Below are 22,023 nucleotides of genomic sequence, written 5' to 3'. Positions count from 1 at the left end.
GCGGCGCCTCACCCACATGGGCCGCGACCTGCAGGCGGAACTGGTGCTCGACACGGAAGAGGTGGTGGTGGCCCAGTTCCCCCGGGAAGAGGTCGACGTCGCCAACCTCAAGCCCGGCGACCGACGGCATGGGATCAACCGCCAGGCCCACGCCTTCCAACCGGATTACTCGATCTGAGCCGCGCCGGCGCGGCGCCGCGGAGGTTCGGAATGAACCTCCGCCAAACGGGCATCGGCGAGGTACTGGGCCACGGCCAGGGGGTCCTGGTGGCGCAGCAGCTCACCGTTGCGGAAGACGAGGGTGAAGCGCTGGGGCTGGGGCTCACTGAGCCTGGAGCGGAAATACTGGGCGGCCATGACGATCAGGGTTGTTGAACAGGATGGGTGCTGAACAATGTGGGGTTGAAATGCTTCGGCGCGCTCAGGGGATGCTGACCATCAGGTCGGTGTCACTCACCTGATGCAGCAGGCCGAGGCGCTTGAAATGGTTGAGGGTCTTGGTGACCGTCACCCGGGTGAGGCCGCAGATCTCCGCCAGGGCCTGATGGGTGAGGTTCATGTCGCGCAGAGAGAGCCGGTAGCCCCGGCTGCTGACCTGCCCGAAACGGATGCCGATCCAGCGCAGCAGCCTCAGCAGCCGCGAGTCGGCGCCGCGGACCCGGTTGATCTCGAACAGTTCTTCCGTGTTCCTGATCTGGTGGTGCAGAAAGGCGAGGATTTCGGAGTCGCTGGGATGGCCCTGCTCCACCACGACGGTGGACAGGCACTGGATCTCCACCGGCCGCAGGGCTGAGTAGGCATTGGTCACCCAGTCGCCCGGGCCCCAGAGGCCCAGGGTGAAGGACTCGCCGTCCTCGTCGTGGGACGCGGTGCGGATGTAGCCGTCCTGGATTCTCCAGTGCAGCCCATCGGGCAGGACGTCATGGGGCAGGAGCGTGAGGCGGAGGGCCTGGGGTGGGCGTGAGGTGGTCATGGCCGCAGGAAAGAAGGGATGGGTACGGGGTCATCTGGGCAGAGCGAACGGCCAGCGGTCGGCTGGCAACAGGCATTCGCCGACAACAGCACATGGGGAGCCTGCGGGGACCCCAGAACCATACCTCACATTCCCCATCGGCAATGTGGTCTATTTAACGATCCAGCGGGGGCTCTACCTCAGATGAAGTACATGGCCTGGGCCTGGGCCAGGTGGTCCCGCTGGTCCAGAAGGTCCTGCAGGGTGGTGCCGGAGAGAATCCCCAGGCGCGCCTCCTCCAAACGCTGCTCCAGCCGGCCCAGCACCTCGAATTCGGGGGTGGCGCTCTGGCCAGCGGAGCGGGGGGCCACCTCCCCCTCCAGACAGCTGACGATGTCATCGACACAGATCTCCGCCGGCGGCCGGGCCAGTTGGTAGCCCCCCTTCGGGCCACGGATGCTGCGCAGGATCTGCCCCCGTCGCAGGCTGGCGAGCATCTGCTCCAGGTAACGGTCGGGGATGTCCTGGCGCTGGGCGATCTCCGCCACCTGCAGCACCCCTCCGCGGGAATGGATGGCGGCCAGCTCCATGAGCGAGACGAGGCCGTAGCCGGTTTTCGCACTGAAGGCCACGGGATTCCACGGTTGTCTTACGGGGATTGTGACAGCACCCACCCCCGGGCCAGCCGCCAGCCAGACACCCGGGGGATGTCATCCGCCCTACATCGCCGCGGCGGCGCGACGGATAGGTTTCACCAGTTCACCCATCGGACAACCGTGCTTCATCCCTTCTCCTCGCCGGTCCCGCCAGCCGCTCGCCGCCCCTGGCATCCCGGCCTGGTGGCCGCCCCCCTGGCCGTCGCCGTCGCCCTGGGGGGTTCCGGCACCCTGCTGCCCCTGAACGCCCAGGCGCAGCAACCGGCGAAAAATCAGGAACTGCTGCTGGTCTCCTACGCCGTCACCAAGGCGGCCTACGACAAGATCATTCCCCGATTCACAGCCGACTGGAAGAAGCGGACCGGTCAGAGCGTCGTCATCCGCACCAGCTACGGCGGCTCCGGCTCCCAAACTAGGGCGGTGATCGACGGCCTGGCGGCGGATGTGGTGGGCCTGGCCCTGACGGCCGACACCCTGAAGCTCGAGGAGGCAGGCCTGATCCGTCCGGGCTGGGAGAAGGAGAATCCCAACAACAGCATCATCACCAACTCGGTGGTCGCGTTCTTCGTGCGACCCGGCAATCCGAAGAAGATCCGCACCTGGAGCGATCTCGACAACAAGAATGTGGAGGTGATCACCGCCAATCCCAAGACCTCCGGCGGCGCCCGCTGGAACTTCCTGGGTCTCTGGGGCTCGGTGACGGAAACAGGCGGCAATGAGGCCAAGGCCCGCGCCTTCGTAACGAACGTGTATCGCAATGTGGACACCCTGCCCAAGGATGCCCGTGAGGCGACCGACGTGTTCGTGAAACGCAACCAGGGTGATGTGCTGCTCAACTACGAGAACGAAGCGATCCTGGCCAGGAAGAGCGGCACCTGGAAAACCCCCTACATCGTGCCCACCACCAACATCCTGATCGAAGGGCCGATCGCCGTAGTCGACAAGAACGTTGACCGCAAGGGAACCCGAAAGGTGGCCGAGGCTTTCGCCAGGTATCTGTACAGCGAGCCGGCCCAGCGGGCCTTTGCCGAGGAGGGATTCCGACCCGTCAACGCCAAGGTCAAAGCCGAGACAAGATCCCGATTCGCTCCAGTCTCGAAGCTGTTCACGGCCCGGGACTTCGGCGGCTGGGACACCATCAACAAGCGGTTCTTCGGCAAAGGAGGTCTCTGGGATTCGATCTTCTCCAAGTCCCGTTGAGCCAGGAGCTGACCCCCTGAGCGGGGGTGGAACAGGCCAGGGGAGGCGGACCAGGGGCGCAGGGGCCTCTGGTTAGCCGATCGGGATACCGGTGTATGCTCTACCGAATTACCGATCAGAAAACCGTGGTTTCCCGCTCCGCCCGTTCCGCCGCCTCCCTCGCCATCACCGGCCTCCTGCTGGGGGGCCTGACCCTGACCGGCTGCAGCCCCCGGTCCGAGGGTGGCGGAGGTGCCGGCGGCAGCGGCGCTCCCCAGGAGCTGCTGCTGGTGAGCTACGCCGTGACCAAGGGGGCCTACGACCGGATCCTGCCCAGGTTCGAAGCCGACTGGAAGGCCCGAACCGGCCAGGCCATCTCCGTGAAGACCAGCTATGGGGGCTCCGGTTCCCAGACCAGGGCGATCATCGATGGCCTCGATGCCGACGTGGCCACCCTGGCCCTGGCCGGTGACGTGCTCAAGCTGCAGGAGGCGGGCCTGGTGCAGCCGGGGTGGGAGAAGGATCTGCCCGGTGACTCGATCATCACCCATTCGGTGGTGGCCTTCATCACCCGCGACGGCAACCCCAAAGGCATCCGGACCTGGGCGGATCTGGCCAAGCCGGGCGTCACCGTGGTGACGGCCAATCCCAAGACCTCCGGCGGTGCCCGTTGGAACTTCCTGGGGCTGTGGGGCTCGATCAGCCAGACCGGGGGGAGCGAGGCCCAGGCCAGGGCGTACGTCAGTTCGGTCTACCGCAACGTCGACAACCTGCCCAAGGACGCCCGCGAGGCCAGTGACGTGTTCCTCAAGCGCGGCCAGGGCGACGTGCTGCTCAATTACGAAAACGAGGCGATCCTGGCCAAGCGCAGTGGCGATCTCAAGGCACCCTTCATCGTGCCCGAGGTGAACATCCGCATCGAGGGCCCGGTGGCCGTCATCGACCGCAACGTGGACCGCAAGGGCACCCGCAAGGCCGCCGAAGCCCTGGCCACCTACCTCCAGAGTGAGCCGGCCCAGGAGATCTTCGCCGAGGAAGGCTTCCGTCCGGTCAGCCCGGGCGTCTGGAGCCGGGTGAAGCACCGCTTCGCCCCCGTGAAGCAGGTCTTCTTGGCCGGCGACTTCGGCGGCTGGGAGAAGATCAACGCCACCTTCTTCGGCAAGGACGGGGTCTGGGACCAACTGTTCAGCCGCTCGCGCTGATCCCGGCGGGGAGAATGGGGGCGTCGGTGGACCTCGGGTGATGTGTGAACTGCTGGCCCTCAGCGCCAACACCCCCACCGACATGCGCTTCTCCTTCCATGGCCTCACCCGCCGAGGCGGCGCCACCGGCGTCCACGCCGATGGTTGGGGGGTGGCCAGCTTCGACCCCGACGGCCGCGGCGTGCATCTGTACCGGGAAGACGCCCCGGCGGCCTTCTCGCCCATCGCCGCCCGGGTAGCGCGCCTGGATCTGCGCTCCCGTTGCTCGATCGCCCACATCCGCAAGGCCACCCAGGGGGTGGTCGCCCTGGAGAACTGCCACCCCTTCCATCGCCGCTGGCGCGGGCGGGAGTGGGTGTTCGCCCATAACGGCAACCTGCTGGGGCCCCTGCCGGGCACCCACCTGTTTCGGCCGGAGGGATCCACCGACAGTGAAATTGCCTTCTGCTGGATCCTTGAGCAATTGAACGCCGCCGATGCCGATCCGGAGGATCTGGAGGCCACTTTCGCCATCCTGGTCGAAACCTCGCGGCGGCTGGAGCATCAGGGCACGTTCAACTGCCTGATCAGCAACGGCAGCTGGCTGTTCGCCCACGCCAGCAGCGGGCTGCACCGGATCACACGACGGTCGCCCTTCGGGCGTGCCACCCTGGCCGATGACGACCTCAGCGTCGACTTCTCCGAGCTGGCCGGCGATGGCGACGTCGTGACGATCGTCAGCACCGAACCACTCACAACCGACGAGGAATGGCTGCCATTGCAGGCGGGAGAAGCCGTTCTGCTGGTGGACGGAGAGGTGGTGCACCGCCAGCCCCCTGGTGCTCCCGTTATCCCCATCCTCTAAGCCAGGCAACATCAGCCGACCTGCGATCATCGAACGAAACGTCACTCGCACCACAGCGGGATGTGGGCCTGGATCATCGATCGAACATCCAGCCGCCAAGCAGACAGAAGACGGCGATGAGAACGAACAACTGGGGGGAGAAACCGATCACCTGGCCGACAAGAACACCCGCCAGCATCACCATCCAGGCACGCCAGTTCGACCACGGACTGAAGAAAGAGCCCCCACGGACTGGCTCGGCCAATGTAACTGGAAACACATCCGCTCAGCGACGGCCGGGGACATCCCACTGACTAAGTTGTGAGCCTTCGCGGTGCCGATCGGTGCTGAAAGATCCGTTCAGCCTCACCACCGCTGCCCGCTTCTGGCTGCGGCTGGGACTGGTCAGCTTCGGCGGGCCGGCCGGCCAGATCGCCCTGCTCCACGCCGAACTGGTGGAGCGCCGGCGCTGGCTGTCGGAGCGGCGCTTCCTGCACGCACTCAACTACTGCATGCTGCTGCCGGGGCCGGAGGCTACCCAGCTGGCCACCTACCTGGGCTGGCTGATGCACGGCCTGGGCGGCGCCCTGATCGCCGGCGGCCTGTTCCTGCTGCCCTCGGTGATGGTGCTGCTGAGCCTCTCGGCGATCTACGCCCTCTGGGGCCAGCTGCCGGTGCTGGCGGCGGTGTTCTGGGCGCTCAAACCGGCGGTGCTGGGAATCGTGCTGCAGGCGGCCTGGCGGCTGGGCAGGCGCACGCTGCACAACCCCGCCCTGGTGATGATCGCGGCGGCGGCCTGTCTGGCCCTGGCCGTGGGCCGGGTGCCCTACCCCGCCCTGATCATCGCCACGGCCATGGTGGGCTGGTTCGGCGGTCGGCTGCGACCGGCCCTGTTCCGGGGCCCCTCACCCCATACCCCAGGCGCGCCCGGGGGCGCCACCCCCCCGGAGGCCGCCCTGCACGGCGACGACACCCCCACCCCCGCCCACGCCCGCTTCCACTGGCCCGGCCTCGCCCTCACCCTGCTGGGGGGCGGGGTGGCCCTCGGCCTGCCCCTGGCCCTGCTGAGCCTGGCGGGTGGCTGGGAGGGCCAGCTGGCGACGATGGCCCGGTTCTTCACCAAAGTGGCCCTGGTCAGCTTCGGGGGCGCCTATGCCGTGCTCCCCTATGTGGCCCAGGGGGCGGTGGACACCTACGGCTGGCTGGACGCCGCCCAGATGGTGGACGGCCTGGCCCTCGGGGAGACCACACCGGGGCCGCTGATCATGGTGGTGGCCTTCGTGGGCTTCATGGGCGGCTGGAACGGCAGCGGCACCCTGTCGGCCGGCGTCGTGGCCGCCCTGGTGGTGGTGTGGTTCACCTTCCTGCCCTCCTTCCTGTTCATCCTGGCCGGCGGCCCCCTGGTGGAGGCGAGCCGCGAGGACCTGCGCGTCGGCGCCCCCCTCACCGCCATCACCGCCGCCGTGGTGGGGGTGATTCTGAGTCTGGCGCTCTACCTGGCCGGACCGGCCCTGGCCCCCAGCGGCGGCGTCGACGGCGGCGCCGTGCTGGTGCTGCTGGCGGCGGTGGTGCTGCTGGGCCGGGGACTGGGGGCCCTGCCGGTGATCGGCGCCGCCACCGCGGTGGGCCTGGGGCGCTGGTGGCTCACCGCCGGTGGCTGAGTGGCTCGCTCAGGGGATCATCCCGCAGATGAACAGCTTGTTCATCACCGGGCCGGCGATCTGATCGAAGAAGGCCTGGCGCATCTGGGGTTCATCACTGAGCATCTCGAACACCCGCTGTTCCTGCGACCCACGCCGTTCGCTGCGGGCGGCCCAGAGCTGGTCGCAAGTGGACTTTTGGTAGCGCTCGGCCACTTTTTTGGCCATCAGGCTGACGACCGGGGACTGGGCCTGGGCGGGGGGTACAGCCCCGATCAGGAGGCTGAGGACCAGGGCGGCGGAGAGGGGCTGGTGCATCGGGATGGGACAGAGCAATGACAGTGGAGCGGAAACCTACCGAATGGCAGTCCAGCGAAGCGCCTCCTACGGGGCATGTCCGTCAAGGCTCAGCGCTCAATGATGTCCGAGCCGTAGTCCTCGGCCTGAAACACCAGCTGCGAAGGTCGTCTGATCCAGTGAATGCTGTTGTCTCTTACCTGCGCATGGGGAAACGCTCCAGGCGCGGATGCCCCCTCATGCCGTCGCGGAACATGAAAGCATTCGCGTAAGGATGGGCCTGACGCCCTATCCATCCGGTCAGGTCCGTGCAGTCCTTGCGCATCAGGCTGTAGGCCTGGGTGCAGAACAATGGCCGACGCGACACATCGTTCATCCAGGCAGCAGCCCGGTTGATGGGAGGAACGAAGGGGGAGTTTCCGCTGCCGCTTTTCCAGGAACCGACACAACGAGCGCCTGGGGAGATGGTCAAATTCACGCTGGGCCTCCCCATGTCTTTCTCGACAACATGTTCTGCGGCCAGCATCGAAGCCGAGCAACGGTTTTTACTGCTCGACACCGCAAGCCATGGCGCCACCGATGCTGCGACGGCAGCGTCAACCGCACCGGTTGGTAGGATGGAAGATTGGAATTGATCCCGTGCTCAAGCGCTCGTTTGCCGGTGTCATTGCCGCTCTGTCCGCAGGCCTGGCCGGCGCCCTGATGGCCGCCGCACCCGTGCAGGCGGGCGAAACGCTGTCGTTCTCCTATGGGCCGCTGATCCGGTCGCTGAAGATCAGTTCCCTGAAAACCTTTGCCGACTCCGGCAAGGTTCCTGAGGATCTTGCCTATTTCCTGCAATTCTCCTCCCCGAAGCAACAGGTGGAGTTTCGCAAGGCGCTGGTTCAGAAGACGACGATGGATCCGCTGCTGGTCTCGCGCTTCTTCAACAGCGCGATGGGCGAGAGCCTATTGGAGCGACTGGGCAGGGCCATCACGATCACCCGAGCTGGCAACGGCAAGTACGCCATCCGCTCCGCCCTGGTGGCTGCGGCCTTTTCCAAGGATGGGTTGAGCCTGCTGAGTGTGCTCGAGCAGCTGCCCACCAATGTGCAGATTCATGGGGAGGCGGTACTGGGGGCAGCGAAAGCCGGGGAACGGGTGATCAAGGCCACCGAAACCCTCACCACCACGTTGCGAAACCTCACGGCCCAGGAAGCGGCCACCCAGACACCGGTGGACTATGCCGCGCTGCCGGATCCACGCAAGCCAGGTCCCTTCGTGGTGAAGAAAGATGTCTGGAATCTGGTGGATCAGGGCCGACAACGAAAGTTCTACGTGGATGTCTACCGGCCGGAAGGAAAGGAGCAGAAAGCCACATCCATCATCGTTTTCTCCCATGGTCTGGCCTCACGCCCGGAGGACTTCGAGGAGGCGCTCAAGCATCTGGCCACCCATGGCTTTCTCGTGGCCGCACCGCAACACCCCGGCAGCGACGCGATCTGGCTCAAGGAGATGCTCAATGGTCTGCACAAGGACATCTTCGACGGCCAGGAGTTCGTCAACCGTCCCAAGGACATCAGCTACGTGATCGACGAACTGGGGCGCAGGAACCAGAAGCAATTCGGTGGCAAGCTAGATCTGGAACGGGTCGGGGTCGCCGGACATTCCTTCGGTGGCTACACCGTGCTGGCGATTGCTGGAGCCAGCATCGATTTTGACCACCTCAAGCAGGAATGCGATCGTGAGTTCGGCGGTTTAAATGCTTCTTTGTTGCTGCAGTGTCGTGCCCTAGAGTTACCCCGCCAGACCTACCAACTGCAGGATCCACGGGCAGCGGCTGTGTTTGCCGGAAATCCGGTGAATCGGGCCATCTTTGGCCCCAAGGGCCTCAGCAACATCACGATCCCGATCCTGATTGGTTCAGGCAGTTACGATCCCGCCGCTCCCGCCGCGATGGAGCAAGCCGCCAGCTTCACCTGGCTGACGGTTCCTCAGCGGTACTGGATGATGGCCGAGGGGCAGGCCCATGTGAATTTCAGCAAGATCGACCCAGGCATCGAAGACGCCATCAAATCCGCCACCAACCTGACCCTGCCCAGCCAGGGCCTGATCAGCGGCTACGTCAATGCCATCATCGTGCCCTTCTTCGCCACCCACATCCAGAACAGTGACAGCTTCCGGCCATTCCTTCGCCCTGCCTACGCGCAGTACCTCAGTAAGAACCAGACCTTCAAGCTCGACTTCATCAGCGGAGCCTCCACTCCGGGCCTGGTGAACGCCATCGAGACGTTCAAGAAGAACAACCGTTGATTCCAGGCGCGGGCGAAGCCCTCAGAACACGTCCAGGGAGGCCAGTGACTCCACGTCCCGTTGTTCCACTTCGGCCGCCTCCTTGGGCAAGTGGTGCTCCACCTTGATGTGGCGATGGGCCACCTGACGCCGGGCCGATTCGCCGCAGCTGCGCGGCGTGGGGAAGATCTTGCCGGGGTTGGCCAGACCCGCCGGGTCGAAGGCTTCTCGCACCAGCCGCATGGTGGCCAGGTCGTCGGGGGCGAACATCCAGTCGAGGTAGCAGCGTTTGTCGCTGCCCACCCCGTGCTCGCCGGTGATGCTGCCGCCGGCGTCGATGCAGAGACGCAGGATCTCGGCCCCCAGCTCCTGCACCCGCTCGATCACGCCGGGCTCATCGGCCCGGTACAGGATCAGCGGGTGGAGATTGCCGTCGCCGGCATGGAACACGTTGGCCACCGGCAGCTCGTAGCGGCGGCTCAGCTCCTCAATCGCCGCCAGCACCCCGGGCAGGGCGCTGCGGGGCACGACACCGTCCTGCACGTAATAGGTGGGGGTGATGCGGCCGACGGCGGCGAAGGCGGACTTGCGCCCCTTCCACAGCAGGGCGCGGTCGGCCTCGCTGGAGGCGCGCCGGATCGTGCGGGCCCCGGCCTGGCGGCAGAGCTCACCGGCGATCTCCACAGCCGCCGTCACCTCCCGCTCCTGGCCGTCCAGTTCGATCAGGAGCACGGCGGCCGCATCGCGGGGGTACTCATCGCGGCCGAAGAGATCGTCGACGGCGTTGATCGTGAAGTTGTCCATGATCTCCATCCCGGCGGGCAGCACCCCGGCCGCCGTCACCAGACGGACCGCCTCCCCGGCCGCCTCCATGGCGGTGAAATCGGCCAGCAGCACCGCCACGCTCTGGGGCGCCCGCAGCAGCCGCAGGGTGATGGCGGTGGCGATGCCGAGGGTGCCCTCGCTGCCGATGAACACCCCGCGCAGGTCCAGCTCGGGGGTCTCGGCCAGGCCGCTGCCCAGGGTGGTGACCGTGCCATCGGGGAGCACCACCTCCATCTCCAGCACGTGGTTGCTGGTGACGCCGTACTTGAGGCAGTGCACGCCGCCGGAGTTCTCGGCCACGTTGCCGCCGATCGAGCAGACCACCTGGCTGGAGGGATCCGGGGCGTAGTAGAAGCCGTCGCCGGCCACCGCCCGGGTGACCCAGCCGTTGATCACCCCCGGCTGGACGGTGATGCGGCGGTTGGCCAGATCGACATCGAGGATCGAGCGCATGCGGCTGGTGGCGATCACCAGCGCCTCGGTCTCGGCGAGGGCGCCGCCCGAGAGGCCGGTGCCGCTGCCGCGGGCCAGGAAGGGCACGCCGCGGCGGTGGCAGAGCCTCAGGATGGCGGCCACCTGCTCGGTGGTTTCCGGCAGGACCACCAGCGGGGGCTGGGCCCGGTGCAGGGTGAGGCCGTCGCAGTCGTAGGCCAGCAGCTCCTGGGCCGCCGCCACCACCGCCCGCGCCGGCAGCAGGGCGCGGCAGTGGCGCTCCATCGCGGCCCAGTCGATCGTCACGCAGGGGCTCCGGTGGGCCGGGGGAGGGGGGGCATTGCTTCCGAACTTACTGAGGCCAGGCACCCCGGCACCCTTCTGGGTCAGGATGGGAAACGAATGCGTCCACCTTCCGCGGATCCCGCCTTGAGTTCGGCCACCCCTTCAGCGCCCACCTCGGCCCCTGCTCTCCTCACCACCCGATCCGAGGAGATCTTCGCCGCCGCCCAGAAGCTCATGCCCGGCGGCGTCAGTTCCCCGGTGCGGGCGTTCAAGTCCGTTGGCGGCCAGCCGATCGTCTTCGACCGGGTCAAGGGCGCCTACGCCTGGGACGTGGACGGCAACCGGTACATCGATTACGTGGGCAGCTGGGGCCCCGCCATCTGCGGCCACAGCCATCCGGAGGTGATCGCCGCCCTGCACCAGGCCCTGGAGAAGGGCACCAGCTTCGGGGCTCCCTGCGTGCTGGAGAACGAGCTGGCCGAGCTGGTGATCGCCGCCGTGCCGTCGGTGGAGATGGTGCGCTTCGTCAATTCCGGCACCGAGGCCTGCATGGCGGTGCTGCGGCTGATGCGCGCCTTCACCGGCCGGGAGAAGGTGATCAAGTTCGAGGGCTGCTACCACGGCCACGCCGACATGTTCCTGGTCAAGGCGGGGTCCGGGGTGGCCACCCTCGGCCTGCCCGATTCCCCCGGGGTGCCGCGGGCGGTCACGGCCAGCACCCTCACCGCTCCCTACAACTGTCTCGAATCGGTCAAGGAGCTGTTCGCCAACAACCCCGGTGAAATCGCCGGGGTGATCCTGGAGCCGGTGGTGGGCAACGCGGGCTTCATCACCCCCGAGCCCGGCTTCCTCGAGGGCCTGCGGGAACTCACCAAGGAGAACGGGGCCCTGCTGGTGTTCGACGAAGTCATGACCGGCTTCCGCATCAGCTATGGCGGCGCCCAGGCCCGCTTCGGGGTCACCCCGGACCTCACCACCATGGGCAAGGTGATCGGCGGCGGCCTGCCGGTGGGGGCCTACGGCGGCCGGGCCGACATCATGGCGATGGTGGCACCCGCCGGGCCGATGTACCAGGCCGGCACCCTGAGCGGCAATCCCCTGGCCATGACCGCCGGCATCAAGACCCTGCAGCTCCTGAAACAACCCGGCAGCTACGAGCGGCTGGAGGCGATCACCCGCCGGCTCAGCGACGGCATCCAGGCCGCCGCCGCCGAGGCGGGCGTGCCCTGCTGCGGCGGCAACATCAGCGCCATGTTCGGCTTCTTCCTCTGCGAGGGGCCGGTGCACAACTTCGAGCAGGCCAAGGCCGCCGACACGGCCCGCTTCGGCCGCCTGCACCGCGGCATGCTCGAGCGCGGCGTCTACCTGGCACCGAGCGCCTTCGAGGCCGGCTTCACCTCCCTGGCCCACAGCGACGCCGACATCGACGCGACCATCGCCGCCTTCCGCGACGTCTTCCGCACCCTGGCGTGAGCGTCGGTCGTCTCCTGCGGCTCGGCACGGGGCTGCTGACCCTGTCCCTGCTGCTGGCCGGCTGCGGCAGCGATGACACCAACCAGCCAGTGGATGTCACCGGCGGGGTGCCGGTGGGGGCTGTGCTGGCTCTCACCGGCAACGCCAACGTCTACGGCCAGGACCAGAAGATCGGCCTGGAGCTGGCCCTCCAGCAGCGCAACGGCAGCGGCGGCATCAACGGCCGGCCCCTGAAGCTGGCCCTGGAGGACAGCGGCAGCGACGAACCGGGGGCCAACGCGGCCTTCACCCTGCAGATCAACAGGGGCGTGCTGGCCCTGATCGGCCCCACCCTCTCCCAGCAGGCCTTCTCCGCCGACCCCATCGCCCAGCGCCGCGGTGTGCCGGTGGTGGCCCCCTCCAATACGGCCACCGGCATCCCGGAGATCGGCTTCTTCATCAGCCGGGTGTCGGCCGAGAGCTCGGTGATCGCGCCCCTGGCGATCGAGCGCGCCCTGAAGATCCAGCCGGGCCTGAAGCGGGCGGCGGTGTTCTACGCCCAGGATGACGCCTACAGCACCGCCGAGACCACCATCTTCCAGAAGGCCCTCAAGGAGAAGGGCCTTGAGCCGGTGACCGTGCAGCGCACCCAGCTCAACGACCAGGACTTCCAGAACCAGATCAGCGCCGCCCTGCGGGAGAAGCCCGATCTGATCGTGCTGTCGCTGCAGGCGGTGGATGGGGGCAACCTGATCCGCCAGCTGCGGGAGCTGGGTTACCGGGGGCTGATCGTGGCCGGCAACGGCATGAACACGCCCAACATCTACCCGATCTGCCAGAAGTACTGCGACGGGCTTCTGATCGCCCAGGCCTACAGCCCCGAACTGGACACCCCTGCCAACGCGGCCTTCCTCAAGGCCTTCAAGGCCGCCAAAGGTGGTGCCATTCCGCCCCAGCTCACCGCCCAGGCCTACACAGCCCTGCAGGTGATCGGCGAGGCCCTGGCGCGCCTCGACAAACGCCAGCCCCTGACCGGCGCCCCCCTGGCGGCGACCCGCAAGCAGCTGATGCAGGAGCTCCTGGCCGGCACCTATGCCACCCCCCTGGGTGAGATCCGCTTCACCCCCGAGGGTGAGGTGATCCAGAGCCAGTTCTTCGTGGCCCAGGTGCGCATGGATCCGGGCGGGCGCAGCGGACGTTTCGCCCTGCTCAAGTAAGCCCCGGGTGGACCTGCTCCAGATCCTGGTCAACGGTCTGTCGGTGGGGGCCGTCTACGGGCTGTTCGCCCTCGGCTACACCCTGGTGTTCTCGGTCCTGGGGGTGATCAACTTCGCCCATGGGGCGGTGTTCACCCTGGGGGCCTACTTCACCTACCTGCTGATCGGCGGCGCGGTGGGGGCCAACGGTCTGCTGGCCGGCTTCCAGCTGCCCTTCGCCCTGCCCTTCTGGGGTGCCCTGCCCCTGGCGGGGCTGGGGGCGGCCCTGGTGGCCCTGCTGGTGGAGCGGGTGGCCTTCCGCCCCCTGCGTCGCCGCCGGGCCGACCCCCTGCTGGCCCTGATCACCAGCCTCGGGGCCGGCGTGATCCTGGTGAACCTGATCCAGCTGCTGGTGGGAGCCGAAAGCTATGCCATCCCCACCGGCGCCCTCGGCGGCCTGCCGGCCTCCTTCCCCCTGCTGGGGGCCAGGGTGCGCACGGTCCAGGCCCTGCTGCTGGGGATCGCGGTGCTGCTGCTGGCCCTGCTCACCCTGTGGCTGGAGGGCAGCCGCAACGGCAAGGGGCTGCAGGCGGTGGCCGAGGACCCCGAAACCGCCCAGCTGCTGGGCATCGACAGCACAGCCATGGTGCGGCTCGCCTTCGGGCTCAGCGGCTTCCTGGCCGGGGTGGCCGGCGGGCTGGTGGGGCTGAGCGTCAGCATCGCCGGGCCCTACTTCGGCATTGGCTACGGCCTCAAGGGGCTGGCGGTGCTGGTGCTGGGCGGGCTGGGCAGTGTGCCGGGGGCGGTGTTGGGCGGGCTGATCGTCGGCCTGGCGGAAGCCTTTGTACCGGCCGACTGGTCGGGGTACAAAGATGCCGTGAGCTATGGCTTCCTGTTCCTGGTGCTGCTGCTGCGGCCCCGGGGGCTGCTGGGCCGGCCGCTGCCCACCAAGGTGTGAGGGCCATGGACGCCGCCCTGCTCGAACAGATGCTGCTCGGCTCCCTGCTGGCGCTCTCGGTCTACCTGCCCCTGCGCTGCGGCCAGCTGTCGCTGGCCACCCCGGGCTTCTATGCGGTGGGGGGCTACGTGGCCGCCCTGCTCTCCACCGGCGTCGCCGCCTTCGCCGGCAGCGGCGCCACCTCTCCGCTGCCGGCCCTGGTGGCGGAGATGGTGCTGGGGGGGATGCTGGCGGGGCTGATCGCCCTGGCGATCGGCGGGCCAGTGCTGCGGCTGCGGGGCATCTACCTGGCCATCGCCACGATCGCCCTGGTGGAGATCCTGCGGGTGCTCAACCTCAACCTGCCCTTCACCGGCGGCGCCATGGGCATCTTCGGTATCCCCCAGCCCTTCGCGCACGCCGGCGGCTACGTGCTGTTCACCCTGGCGCTGCTGGCCCTGGCCTGCTGGTTGTGCCAGCGGCTCGAGGCGATGCGGCTGGGGCGGGCGATGGCGGCCATCCGCGACGACGAACTGGCGGCCGCCAGCGTGGGCATCGACACGCCGCGCACCAAGCTGATCGCCTTCGTGGCCAGCGCCGTGCTCGCCGGCATCACCGGGGCGCTGGCCGCCCACTTCTTCAATTCCTGGAACGCCCGTGCCGGCAGCTTCGACGCCAGCATCACCACCCTGGCCTTCGTGGTGTTCGGCGGTTCGCGCTTCTGGCTGGGGCCGGTGCTGGGGGGCCTGGCACTCACCGCCCTGCCGGAGCTGCTGCGGCCGGTGGGGGACCTGCGCCTGATCCTGTTCGGGGCGGTGATCCTGCTGGGTCCGCTGTTCTTTCCCCAGGGACTGGTGACGGCGGAGCGGCTGCGCTGGCTGGCCGCCCTTCTCCGCCTGGGCCGCAAACGGGGCCACCAGGCTCCCCAGGCCCCATGAGCCACAGCACCCACGGCACCGCCCCGTCTCCCCTGCTGCAGGTGGAGGCGATCAGCTGTCGCTTCGGCGGCCTGCTGGCCCTTGATCGGGTGAGCCTGGAGCTGGCTGAGGGGGAGATCTTTGGCCTGATCGGCCCCAACGGCGCCGGAAAGACCACCCTGTTCAACGTGATCTCCGGCCTCACCAACCCCAGCGGCGGCCGCTGCCTCTGGCGGGGGGTGCCCACCACGGGCCTGGGGGCCAGCGGTCTCAACCGGCTCGGCATCGCCCGCACCTTCCAGAACCTGCGACTGTTCGAAAGCCTGTCGGTGCGGGAGAACGTGCTGGTGGGCTTGCACAACGCCGCCCGCGCCCCCCTGCTGGGGGCCCTGCTGGGCAACGGCAGCTTCCGCCGCCACCAGGGGCGGCTGGAGGCCCGGGCGATGGAGCTGCTGAGCCTGCTGGATCTGGGGGCCCTGGCGGAGCAGCGGGCCGGGGATCTGCCCTACGGCGACCGTCGGCGGCTGGAGATCGCCCGGGCCCTGGCGACGGCACCCCAGCTGCTGCTGCTGGATGAACCTGCCGCCGGCATGAACCCCTCCGAAAAGGACGACCTGCAGCAGCTGATCGGCCGGATCCGCGACCAGTTCGCCCTGACGGTGCTGATCATTGAGCACCACGTGCCGTTGATGATGCGGCTCTGCGACCGCCTGGCGGTGCTCAACTTCGGCGAACGGATCGCCCTGGGCAGCCCCGCCGAGGTGCGTCGCGACCCGCGGGTGATCGAGGCCTACCTGGGGGGTTCGGGTGGGGGTTCGGGTGGGGGCTCGGGCGGCGGCGCGGGCCGGGCCGCCGGAGACGGCCGATGACGCCATTGCTCGAGTTGCGCCGGCTCACGGTGCGCTACGGCGCCCTCACCGCTCTGCGGGGACTCGATCTGCAGGTGCGGGAGGGCGAGCTGGTGACGCTGCTGGGGGCCAACGGCGCCGGCAAGAGCACCACCCTGCGCGCCATCTCCCGGCTGGTTCCTACCGCCGCCGGCCAGGTGCTGTGGCGCGGCGCCGACCTGGCGGGGGTGCGCACCCACCGCACGGTGCGCCTCGGCATCGGCCACTGTCCTGAGGGCCGGCGGGTGCTGGCGCGGCAGACCGTGGCCACCAACCTGGAACTGGGTGCCTGGCTGCGACGCGACCGGGCCGGCATCGCCGCCGACCTGGAACGCTGCTACGGCCTGTTTCCCCGCCTGGCGGAACGGCGCCGCCAGCTGGCCGGCAATCTGTCCGGGGGCGAGCAGCAGATGCTGGCAATCGCCCGGGCCCTGATGGGCCGGCCCAGCCTGCTGCTGCTGGATGAGCCCAGCCTGGGCCTGGCGCCAAAACTGGTGGCCGAGGTGATGGCCGCCCTGGCGGCCCTGCACGCAGGCGGGCTGTCGATGTTGCTGGTAGAGCAGAACGCCACCGCCGCCCTGGAGATCGCCGACCGCGGCGTGGTGCTGGAGAGCGGCAGCATCAGCCTGGAGGGCAGCGCCGCCGACCTGCTGGCCGATGCGGGGCTGCGGGCCTCCTACCTGGGGAGCGGCTGAGGATGGTGCTGGTGCCGCTGCTGCTGGGCGGCCTGATCGTCCTGGCCCTGGCCCTGGTGCGGGTGGTCGGGCGCCCGTGGCTGGAGCGCACCATCCTCGAGACGGACACCCCCTCCGGCAAGGCCTTCGACGCCCTGCTGATGCTGGCGATCGCCCTGAGTGTGCTGGCGGTGGTGCTGGAGAGCGACCCACTGCTGCGGCAACACTGGGCCGGCACCTTCCTGCGGCTGGAGTGGGGCTTCACCCTGCTGTTCAGCCTCGAATACCTGCTGCGGCTGCTGGTGGTGGCGGAGCCACGGCGGTACGCCACCAGCTTCTTCGGGATTGTGGATCTGATGGCGATCCTGCCCTCCTACCTGGGCCTGCTGATCGGTGGCGGGCAGCTGTTCCTGGTGGTGCGGGTGCTGCGGCTGCTGCGGGTGTTCCGGGTGCTGAAGCTGGGGGCCTACCTGCAGGAGGCGGAACTGCTCTGGAGCGCCCTGATCGCCGCCCGCCGCAAGATCACCGTGTTCCTGCTGGCCATGGTGACGCTGGTGATCCTGATCGGCGCCTTCATGTATGTGATCGAGGCCGGCAATGACGGCTTCGGCAGCATTCCGGTGGCCATCTACTGGGCCTGCGTCACGATCACCACGGTGGGCTACGGCGACGTGGCCCCGGTGACACCCCTGGGGCGCTTCATGGCCTCGGTGGTGATGCTGATCGGCTACAGCATCATCGCCGTGCCCACCGGCATCCTCAGCGCCGAAATCGGCCTGAAGGTGCTGCGGCCTGCCGCAGGAACGTCAGCCGGATCGGGCGAGTTCCAGGCCCCGCAGCAGGAGGATCAAAAACAGTTGATCGTCTGCGGGGCCTGCCAGAAGGGCGGCCATGATCCTGATGCGCTCCATTGCAAGTTCTGCGGGGCTGGGCTCTGAGTAAAGTCGCCGGAGTGTCCCTCGCCAGACAGAAGGGAAGAGGGACCTGTCCGCGGAAAAATGACTGCTATGATATGCGGATATGGTCAACAGCCCATTTTCTTTGCAGTCCGTCCACCTGCCCATCGCCAGACCATCTGAATGGCTGGCCTGAACAATCCTCTGACATCGTGGCTGAAGCGCCGCAGCAGGAAACGCAAGCGAGCCAACCCAGCCCGTAGGCAGAGAACTCAGGCTCGACGATCGCGCTCCATTGCCAGGTTGCTGCGGAGCCGGCGAAATCGGAACAATGGAAAACCGCGATGGGTCATTGCCGTGCTCTGCTGCACGGGCCTGGTCCTTCTCGCCAGCCTCGGGCTGCTGGGCAGGCTTACCTTCTTACCCGATCCGGCACCAGAGGTGACCGTGAAGGATCGGCGCTCAGAACAACAGGCGGAATGCGAGAAACTCGCAAGTAGCAAACTGCTGTATCCAGACAGTTACAAACGAATCAGCCGCTTTGACGAAACAGCGGATGACGGGGCGCAACGAACCTTCCAATGGACCTTCACCAGCCGGACCAACCAGGGGGGTACGGGCCAGGGGTCTGCCGTCTGCAGGGCCAGCAACCATCTGCAGATGGCGACCGTCGAAGTCAGGCAAGTGAACTAGCCAGTGTGGGGCGTCATCTCAAAGGACACGCCCATGCGGGTGAGCGGCGAGCCCGATGCGAGATATCAGAAACTGGCGTTTTTCTTCCACCTCCATTACGTTGTCGAGTGAGAACAATGGCACGTGGCCAACCCACTGCTTCAACCCAAGATGGTCCTTGCTCGTGATAGCCAGAGCAGAGCCAATCAAGCGGGTCACTGGTGGCAGTTCCATCTCCGGCCGCTGCTGATCAATCCAATCAAGGCCATAGTGCCGAGCTCCGTAGTCCTGCTCGCTGCCATGGGTTTCCTGATCCCGTTGCAGCCTTGAGAAGCCGCACCGCTCAAGGTGACGTTCAACGGCACGATTTATTCCATCAATCTATCCAGGTGTTTCGCCCCTGGACAGCCCTGAGCGGCTCAAACGGAGTCACGGACTTCCGGAAGAGTTCCTGGTTCAAAATTCACAGCTGGTCCAGAGTCTTTTAATGGTTTTGTGTGGGATCCGGTGCTGAAAAGGCCCTTTGTCAGAGGGGGCAGCTGGAACAGCTTCGTCGGCACGTCCCCTGGCCGGCCCCACCTTGCCGGTCAACAACGGCACCAGCCGCCAACACACGCCGGGGTGGGGGGCTCCTTCCGGAGCAACGTCAACGAACTCAGCTACGACGGCGGTGTGCGCTGGCGCTTTGGCGGTGCCCCCGTGCTGCCGTCGCCCCGTAGGCCCGCGGCCTCTGGTAAGCAGGAGAGACAACGCCAGCCGTCAGACCCATGGATGAGTCGTGCCGTGGCGCTGCACTCAGGGCAGTGGGCTGGGCGGAGCAGGACGTCCTTCGCTATGAACAACTGTGGACGCACCGCAGTCGCTGGGGTGCCGCCAACCTGGAACGTGATGAACGGCTCTTTCTGCGTTGCGCTGAAGCCGCCCTGCGCCAGCGGCAACCATCGCCAGCGCCAGTGATCGGCCCTGGCCTGGGGGACGTTCCGCAGGGTTGCTTCGTGGCCCTGGATTTCGAGACGGCCGATCAAGGCCGTGACAGCGCCTGCTCGATCGCCCTGGTGCGGGTGGAGCGGCGAACCATCGTGCGCCGCGAGCATCGCTTGATTCGCCCGCCGCGGCGGACCTTCCAGTTCACCGCCATCCACGGCATCAGCTGGTCGCAGGTGGCCCAGGAACCCCCGTTCGCGGAGCTCTGGCCGCAGCTGGCGGCCTGTCTGGAGGGGGCGCAATTCATCGCCGCCCACAACGCCAGTTTTGATGCCGGCGTGATGCGGGCCTGCTGTGAGCAGGCCGGCCTGCGGCCTCCGAGCCAACCTTTTGTCTGCACGGTCCAGCTGGCCAGGCAGGCCTGGAATCTGCGGCCCACCAAATTGCCGGATGTGTGCCGCCATCTGGGACTGCCACTCCAGCACCACGATGCCCTCTCCGACGCCGAGGCCTGCGCCAACATCGTGCTGGCGGCGGGCCGGGACGGAACGGCCGACTAGGCCAGGGACGTCCTGCCCCGCTGCCGGCGCCACAGGCTGACGCCAAGGGCCAGAAGTAAGCCGAAGAACTGCACGATCACCACGCAGGGGCCCGAGGGCAGGTTGGTGAGGCCAGAACCGAGCAGCCCCAGCACGGCGAAACTGCCCAGCAGGCCGCCCAGGGTCCCGCTCAGCAGTCCCCCCACCAGGGCACGCTGCATGAACGGCTGGCCGATCACCGTGCCGAGCTGGGAGAGCTCCGTCATCTGATCACCAGACCCCCAACCTCCGGCGCTTGCATCAGCGGAACGCGCTCACCAGGTCGGCGACGTTGCGGCCCATCACCTCGCCATAGGTGGCCGGCTTGCGGGAGGCCTCCTCGGTGCCGGTTTCCATCGGATCGAAGACGCTGATGCGGATCCCGAGATCGCCGGCCAGGGCGTTGAAGGAGCGGTTGCCCTCCTGGGGCTCGCTGAGCAGGGCCCGCAGCTGGCTGCGCTTCACCGTGTCGGCCACCCGCGCCAGATCCGCCGGCGAGGGGTTCTGCTCGGGCACATCCACCAGGTACTCGGCCTTGAGGCCGTAGCGCTCGGCGAAGTAGGGGGCGAAGTCGTGCACCACCACAAAGGTCTTGCCCCGGAAGGGCGCCAGTTGCTTCTCGAATTCTGTGTTGAGCTGGCGCAGCTGGCCGCTGAAGGCGGCGGCATTGCGGCGGTAGCCATCGGCGCAGGCGGGATCGGCGGCGATCAGGCCATCGCGAATGTTGTCCACCTGCTGGGCGGCCCGCACCGGATCGAGCCAGATGTGGGGATTGATGGGGCCGTGGTCGTGGCCGTGATCATGGCCATGGTCGTTCTCGCCGGCGGGCTTTTCGGTGTTCTCCAGGGTGGCGATGCCGCGGCTGGAATCGATCACCTTGAGGGCGGGGTTTTCGGCGCCCTGCACCAGCTTGTCGAGGAACGATTCCATGCCCAGGCCGTTCTTCACCAGCACCCTGGCGTTGCGGATGGCCGCCACATCTCCCGGCCGGGCCTGGAAATCATGGGGGCCGCTGGCGGCGGGGATCAGCGCCGTCACCTCGGCGCAGTCGCCGGCCACGGCGCGGGTGAACAGGGTGATCGGCAGGAAGGTGGTCACCACCTTGGGGCGATCGGTGCGGCCGCCCTGGGGTGCTGCCGACTCCACCGCCGGACGGCAGGCCAGCAGGAGGGCGGACAGACCCATGGCCAGGGCCAGCAGGGGACGACGGGAAGGGGGCTGGATCATGGGGCAAAACCTCCGGGACTGGGGGGGCGCGAGCGGACGGATGGGGGCAGGGTCACGGGCCAGAGCCACCACTGGCCCTGCTCACCACCGGCGACCAGATGGCGGCCATCGGGTCGCCAGCTGAGGCTGGTGATGGCCTGGCCGTCGCCCTCGAGCAACTGCTGCAACCGGCCTCGCCCATCCCAGAGACCCACCGTGCCATCGCCCGAGGCGGTGGCCAGCAGGCTGCTGCCGGGGGCAAAGGCGACGGCATGGACACGGCCTTCATGCAGCACCAGGGGTTCCGGCTTCCAGCCTTTGGCACCGCGATCCTGCTGACTCCAGAGCACGGCGATGTCGGCGGAGGCGACGGCCAGCAGCGGCGCCAGGCGCCCCGGCTGATCACACCAGGTCAGGGCCCGCGCCTTGCCGGGGAAGCCACGGAACTGCCAGCCGCGACCGGCCCCGCCGTCGGGCCAGAGCATCAGCGAGCCGTCCAGCTGGCCGCTGGCCAGCAGGTTGCCCTGGCCGGACCATCCCAGGGACAGCCCCGCCGAACCGGTGGCGCAGCGCTGCGGGGCCTGGACAGGGTCGTCCGGAGACCAGAGCAGCACCTCGCCGTGGCAGACCGCCGCCAGCCGCCGGCCATCACGGCTCCAGGCCAGGGCCAGCACCGTGCCCTTCAGCTCCTGGCTCTCCGGGCGCAGGCTCCGGCTGGCGCCATCCCACAGCCGCACCTGCTTGCCGGCCCCCACCGCCAACAGGGAGCCCTGGGGCTGCCAGGCGGCCGCATCCAGCCAGTGGCCACCTAGAGGCAGGGGGTCGAAGGCGATCGGCCGCACACCGGAGCCCCCCAGCTCCCACAGCAGCAGCTTCCCGTCCTGGCCCGCCGCCATCAGAAAGCGGTCGTCGGCGCTGAAGCCCGCCACATCGAGGCTGCAGTCCCGCTCGCCGCGCAGCCACTCCTCGCAGCCAGCGCGGAAATCGATCAACAACAGCTCGCCGCCGGCCGTCGCCATGGCCAGCAGCTCGCCATCGGCCGACCAGGCCTGGGCCGTGATCGCGTGGCTGCAGGCGCCGCAGAGTCGCTCCTGCACCAGGGTCGGGGGGGCCGCCATGGTG

General features: G+C 68.0%; 23 protein-coding genes. 14 read left to right on the top strand and 9 right to left on the bottom strand.

The window, feature by feature from the left end; all coding sequences use genetic code 11:
- Positions 1-165: 165 nt before the first annotated feature.
- From KUG43_RS00480 to KUG43_RS00470, 3 genes are all read right to left on the bottom strand, one after another.
- Positions 166-357 carry a hypothetical protein gene (locus KUG43_RS00480; RefSeq protein WP_216905167.1) on the bottom strand — a complete coding sequence of 64 codons (192 nt, stop codon included), beginning with the start codon at positions 355-357 and terminating at the stop codon, positions 166-168.
- A 64-nt stretch (positions 358-421) separates the two neighbouring features.
- Positions 422-973 carry a Crp/Fnr family transcriptional regulator gene (locus tag KUG43_RS00475; protein ID WP_216905166.1) on the bottom strand — a complete coding sequence of 184 codons (552 nt, stop codon included), beginning with the start codon at positions 971-973 and terminating at the stop codon, positions 422-424.
- A 179-nt stretch (positions 974-1,152) separates the two neighbouring features.
- Positions 1,153-1,584, bottom strand: a complete 432-nt coding sequence (locus tag KUG43_RS00470) for an RrF2 family transcriptional regulator (RefSeq protein WP_216905165.1) — start codon at positions 1,582-1,584, stop codon at positions 1,153-1,155.
- Positions 1,585-1,791: 207 nt separating this feature from the next.
- On the opposite strand from KUG43_RS00470, the gene KUG43_RS00465 reads away from it, so the two are divergent.
- The 4 genes from KUG43_RS00465 to chrA all read left to right on the top strand — a co-directional run bounded on the left by KUG43_RS00465 (position 1,792) and on the right by chrA (position 6,473).
- Positions 1,792-2,808: a sulfate ABC transporter substrate-binding protein gene (locus KUG43_RS00465; protein WP_216905164.1), complete on the top strand. Its 1,017-nt coding sequence runs from the start codon at positions 1,792-1,794 to the stop codon at positions 2,806-2,808.
- Positions 2,809-2,933: 125 nt separating this feature from the next.
- Positions 2,934-3,989, top strand: coding sequence for a sulfate ABC transporter substrate-binding protein (locus KUG43_RS00460; protein WP_353617872.1), 1,056 nt, complete (start codon positions 2,934-2,936; stop codon positions 3,987-3,989).
- 40 nt (positions 3,990-4,029) lie between these two features.
- Entirely contained in the window at positions 4,030-4,833 is an 804-nt protein-coding gene (locus KUG43_RS00455) for a class II glutamine amidotransferase (RefSeq protein ID WP_216905162.1), read from the top strand.
- A gap of 323 nt (positions 4,834-5,156) precedes the next feature.
- Positions 5,157-6,473, top strand: coding sequence for a chromate efflux transporter (gene chrA, locus KUG43_RS00450; protein WP_353617871.1), 1,317 nt, complete (start codon positions 5,157-5,159; stop codon positions 6,471-6,473).
- Positions 6,474-6,482: 9 nt separating this feature from the next.
- Here the strand turns inward: chrA and KUG43_RS00445 are convergent, their stop codons facing one another.
- Together KUG43_RS00445 and KUG43_RS00440 are read right to left on the bottom strand one after the other, a co-directional pair.
- Positions 6,483-6,770 carry a hypothetical protein gene (locus KUG43_RS00445; protein WP_216905161.1) on the bottom strand — a complete coding sequence of 96 codons (288 nt, stop codon included), beginning with the start codon at positions 6,768-6,770 and terminating at the stop codon, positions 6,483-6,485.
- A 175-nt stretch (positions 6,771-6,945) separates the two neighbouring features.
- Positions 6,946-7,326: a hypothetical protein gene (locus tag KUG43_RS00440; protein WP_216905160.1), complete on the bottom strand. Its 381-nt coding sequence runs from the start codon at positions 7,324-7,326 to the stop codon at positions 6,946-6,948.
- On the opposite strand from KUG43_RS00440, the gene KUG43_RS00435 reads away from it, so the two are divergent.
- Positions 7,317-9,041: an alpha/beta hydrolase gene (locus KUG43_RS00435; protein WP_216905159.1), complete on the top strand. Its 1,725-nt coding sequence runs from the start codon at positions 7,317-7,319 to the stop codon at positions 9,039-9,041. The two genes, KUG43_RS00440 and KUG43_RS00435, sit on opposite strands and share 10 nt — an antisense overlap.
- A gap of 21 nt (positions 9,042-9,062) precedes the next feature.
- Here KUG43_RS00435 and KUG43_RS00430 read toward each other — a convergent pair whose 3' ends face one another.
- The gene (locus KUG43_RS00430) at positions 9,063-10,562 is read right to left on the bottom strand and encodes an FAD-linked oxidase C-terminal domain-containing protein (RefSeq protein ID WP_286194245.1); all 1,500 of its coding nucleotides are present in this window, start codon (positions 10,560-10,562) and stop codon (positions 9,063-9,065) included.
- Between the two features lie 144 nt (positions 10,563-10,706).
- On the opposite strand from KUG43_RS00430, the gene hemL reads away from it, so the two are divergent.
- The 9 genes from hemL to KUG43_RS00385 all read left to right on the top strand — a co-directional run bounded on the left by hemL (position 10,707) and on the right by KUG43_RS00385 (position 19,677).
- Positions 10,707-12,035, top strand: coding sequence for a glutamate-1-semialdehyde 2,1-aminomutase (hemL, locus tag KUG43_RS00425; RefSeq protein WP_286194234.1), 1,329 nt, complete (start codon positions 10,707-10,709; stop codon positions 12,033-12,035).
- Positions 12,032-13,231 (top strand): ABC transporter substrate-binding protein, encoded by a 1,200-nt coding sequence (locus tag KUG43_RS00420; RefSeq protein WP_216905156.1) that lies wholly within the window; start codon positions 12,032-12,034, stop codon positions 13,229-13,231. The genes hemL and KUG43_RS00420 overlap by 4 nt, the downstream gene beginning before the upstream one ends.
- Before the next feature lie 7 nt (positions 13,232-13,238).
- Entirely contained in the window at positions 13,239-14,168 is a 930-nt protein-coding gene (locus KUG43_RS00415) for a branched-chain amino acid ABC transporter permease (protein ID WP_216905155.1), read from the top strand.
- A gap of 5 nt (positions 14,169-14,173) precedes the next feature.
- Positions 14,174-15,085 (top strand): branched-chain amino acid ABC transporter permease, encoded by a 912-nt coding sequence (locus KUG43_RS00410; protein ID WP_216905154.1) that lies wholly within the window; start codon positions 14,174-14,176, stop codon positions 15,083-15,085.
- Positions 15,082-15,933, top strand: a complete 852-nt coding sequence (locus tag KUG43_RS00405) for an ABC transporter ATP-binding protein (protein WP_216905153.1) — start codon at positions 15,082-15,084, stop codon at positions 15,931-15,933. The genes KUG43_RS00410 and KUG43_RS00405 overlap by 4 nt, the downstream gene beginning before the upstream one ends.
- On the top strand, positions 15,930-16,646 hold the full coding sequence (locus KUG43_RS00400; protein WP_216905152.1) for an ABC transporter ATP-binding protein: 717 nt from the start codon (positions 15,930-15,932) through the stop codon (positions 16,644-16,646). The genes KUG43_RS00405 and KUG43_RS00400 overlap by 4 nt, the downstream gene beginning before the upstream one ends.
- A 2-nt stretch (positions 16,647-16,648) precedes the next feature.
- Entirely contained in the window at positions 16,649-17,563 is a 915-nt protein-coding gene (locus tag KUG43_RS00395; RefSeq protein ID WP_216905151.1) for an ion transporter, read from the top strand.
- A gap of 315 nt (positions 17,564-17,878) precedes the next feature.
- Positions 17,879-18,214, top strand: a complete 336-nt coding sequence (locus KUG43_RS00390; RefSeq protein WP_216905150.1) for a hypothetical protein — start codon at positions 17,879-17,881, stop codon at positions 18,212-18,214.
- Positions 18,215-18,960: 746 nt separating this feature from the next.
- Positions 18,961-19,677 carry a 3'-5' exonuclease gene (locus tag KUG43_RS00385; protein WP_286194232.1) on the top strand — a complete coding sequence of 239 codons (717 nt, stop codon included), beginning with the start codon at positions 18,961-18,963 and terminating at the stop codon, positions 19,675-19,677.
- On the opposite strand, the gene KUG43_RS16825 is transcribed toward KUG43_RS00385, so the two are convergent.
- Genes KUG43_RS16825 through KUG43_RS00370 form a run of 3 tightly spaced genes read right to left on the bottom strand, consistent with a single transcriptional unit; the run spans position 19,674 to position 22,019 of the window.
- Positions 19,674-19,922: a hypothetical protein gene (locus tag KUG43_RS16825; RefSeq protein ID WP_286194231.1), complete on the bottom strand. Its 249-nt coding sequence runs from the start codon at positions 19,920-19,922 to the stop codon at positions 19,674-19,676. The genes KUG43_RS00385 and KUG43_RS16825 overlap by 4 nt on opposite strands.
- Positions 19,923-19,956: 34 nt before the next feature.
- On the bottom strand, positions 19,957-20,922 hold the full coding sequence (locus KUG43_RS00375; protein WP_216905149.1) for a metal ABC transporter solute-binding protein, Zn/Mn family: 966 nt from the start codon (positions 20,920-20,922) through the stop codon (positions 19,957-19,959).
- Positions 20,919-22,019 (bottom strand): WD40 repeat domain-containing protein, encoded by a 1,101-nt coding sequence (locus KUG43_RS00370; RefSeq protein ID WP_216905148.1) that lies wholly within the window; start codon positions 22,017-22,019, stop codon positions 20,919-20,921. Before KUG43_RS00370 ends, KUG43_RS00375 begins: the two co-directional genes overlap by 4 nt.
- Between the last annotated feature and the right edge of the window lie 4 nt (positions 22,020-22,023).

The organism is Synechococcus sp. CCY 0621, assembly GCF_019038465.1.
In the GTDB taxonomy this organism is placed as follows: Bacteria; Cyanobacteriota; Cyanobacteriia; order PCC-6307; family Cyanobiaceae; genus Cyanobium.
Note: the sequence above shows the minus strand (reverse complement) of the source record. Positions and strands in the feature narration are given on the sequence as shown.

What these genes read in the sequence shown, in the direction of transcription:
- KUG43_RS00480 (WP_216905167.1), bottom strand. Translation starts at nt 357, where the DNA reads ATGGCCGCCCAGTATTTCCGCTCCAGGCTCAGTGAGCCCCAGCCCCAG.
- KUG43_RS00475 (WP_216905166.1), bottom strand. Translation starts at nt 973, where the DNA reads ATGACCACCTCACGCCCACCCCAGGCCCTCCGCCTCACGCTCCTGCCC.
- KUG43_RS00455 (WP_216905162.1), top strand. Translation starts at nt 4,030, where the DNA reads ATGTGTGAACTGCTGGCCCTCAGCGCCAACACCCCCACCGACATGCGC.
- KUG43_RS00445 (WP_216905161.1), bottom strand. Translation starts at nt 6,770, where the DNA reads ATGCACCAGCCCCTCTCCGCCGCCCTGGTCCTCAGCCTCCTGATCGGG.
- KUG43_RS00435 (WP_216905159.1), top strand. Translation starts at nt 7,317, where the DNA reads ATGGCGCCACCGATGCTGCGACGGCAGCGTCAACCGCACCGGTTGGTA.
- KUG43_RS00430 (WP_286194245.1), bottom strand. Translation starts at nt 10,562, where the DNA reads ATGGAGCGCCACTGCCGCGCCCTGCTGCCGGCGCGGGCGGTGGTGGCG.
- KUG43_RS00410 (WP_216905154.1), top strand. Translation starts at nt 14,174, where the DNA reads ATGGACGCCGCCCTGCTCGAACAGATGCTGCTCGGCTCCCTGCTGGCG.
- KUG43_RS00405 (WP_216905153.1), top strand. Translation starts at nt 15,082, where the DNA reads ATGAGCCACAGCACCCACGGCACCGCCCCGTCTCCCCTGCTGCAGGTG.
- KUG43_RS00400 (WP_216905152.1), top strand. Translation starts at nt 15,930, where the DNA reads ATGACGCCATTGCTCGAGTTGCGCCGGCTCACGGTGCGCTACGGCGCC.
- KUG43_RS00395 (WP_216905151.1), top strand. Translation starts at nt 16,649, where the DNA reads ATGGTGCTGGTGCCGCTGCTGCTGGGCGGCCTGATCGTCCTGGCCCTG.
- KUG43_RS00385 (WP_286194232.1), top strand. Translation starts at nt 18,961, where the DNA reads ATGGATGAGTCGTGCCGTGGCGCTGCACTCAGGGCAGTGGGCTGGGCG.
- KUG43_RS16825 (WP_286194231.1), bottom strand. Translation starts at nt 19,922, where the DNA reads ATGACGGAGCTCTCCCAGCTCGGCACGGTGATCGGCCAGCCGTTCATG.
- KUG43_RS00375 (WP_216905149.1), bottom strand. Translation starts at nt 20,922, where the DNA reads ATGATCCAGCCCCCTTCCCGTCGTCCCCTGCTGGCCCTGGCCATGGGT.
- KUG43_RS00370 (WP_216905148.1), bottom strand. Translation starts at nt 22,019, where the DNA reads ATGGCGGCCCCCCCGACCCTGGTGCAGGAGCGACTCTGCGGCGCCTGC.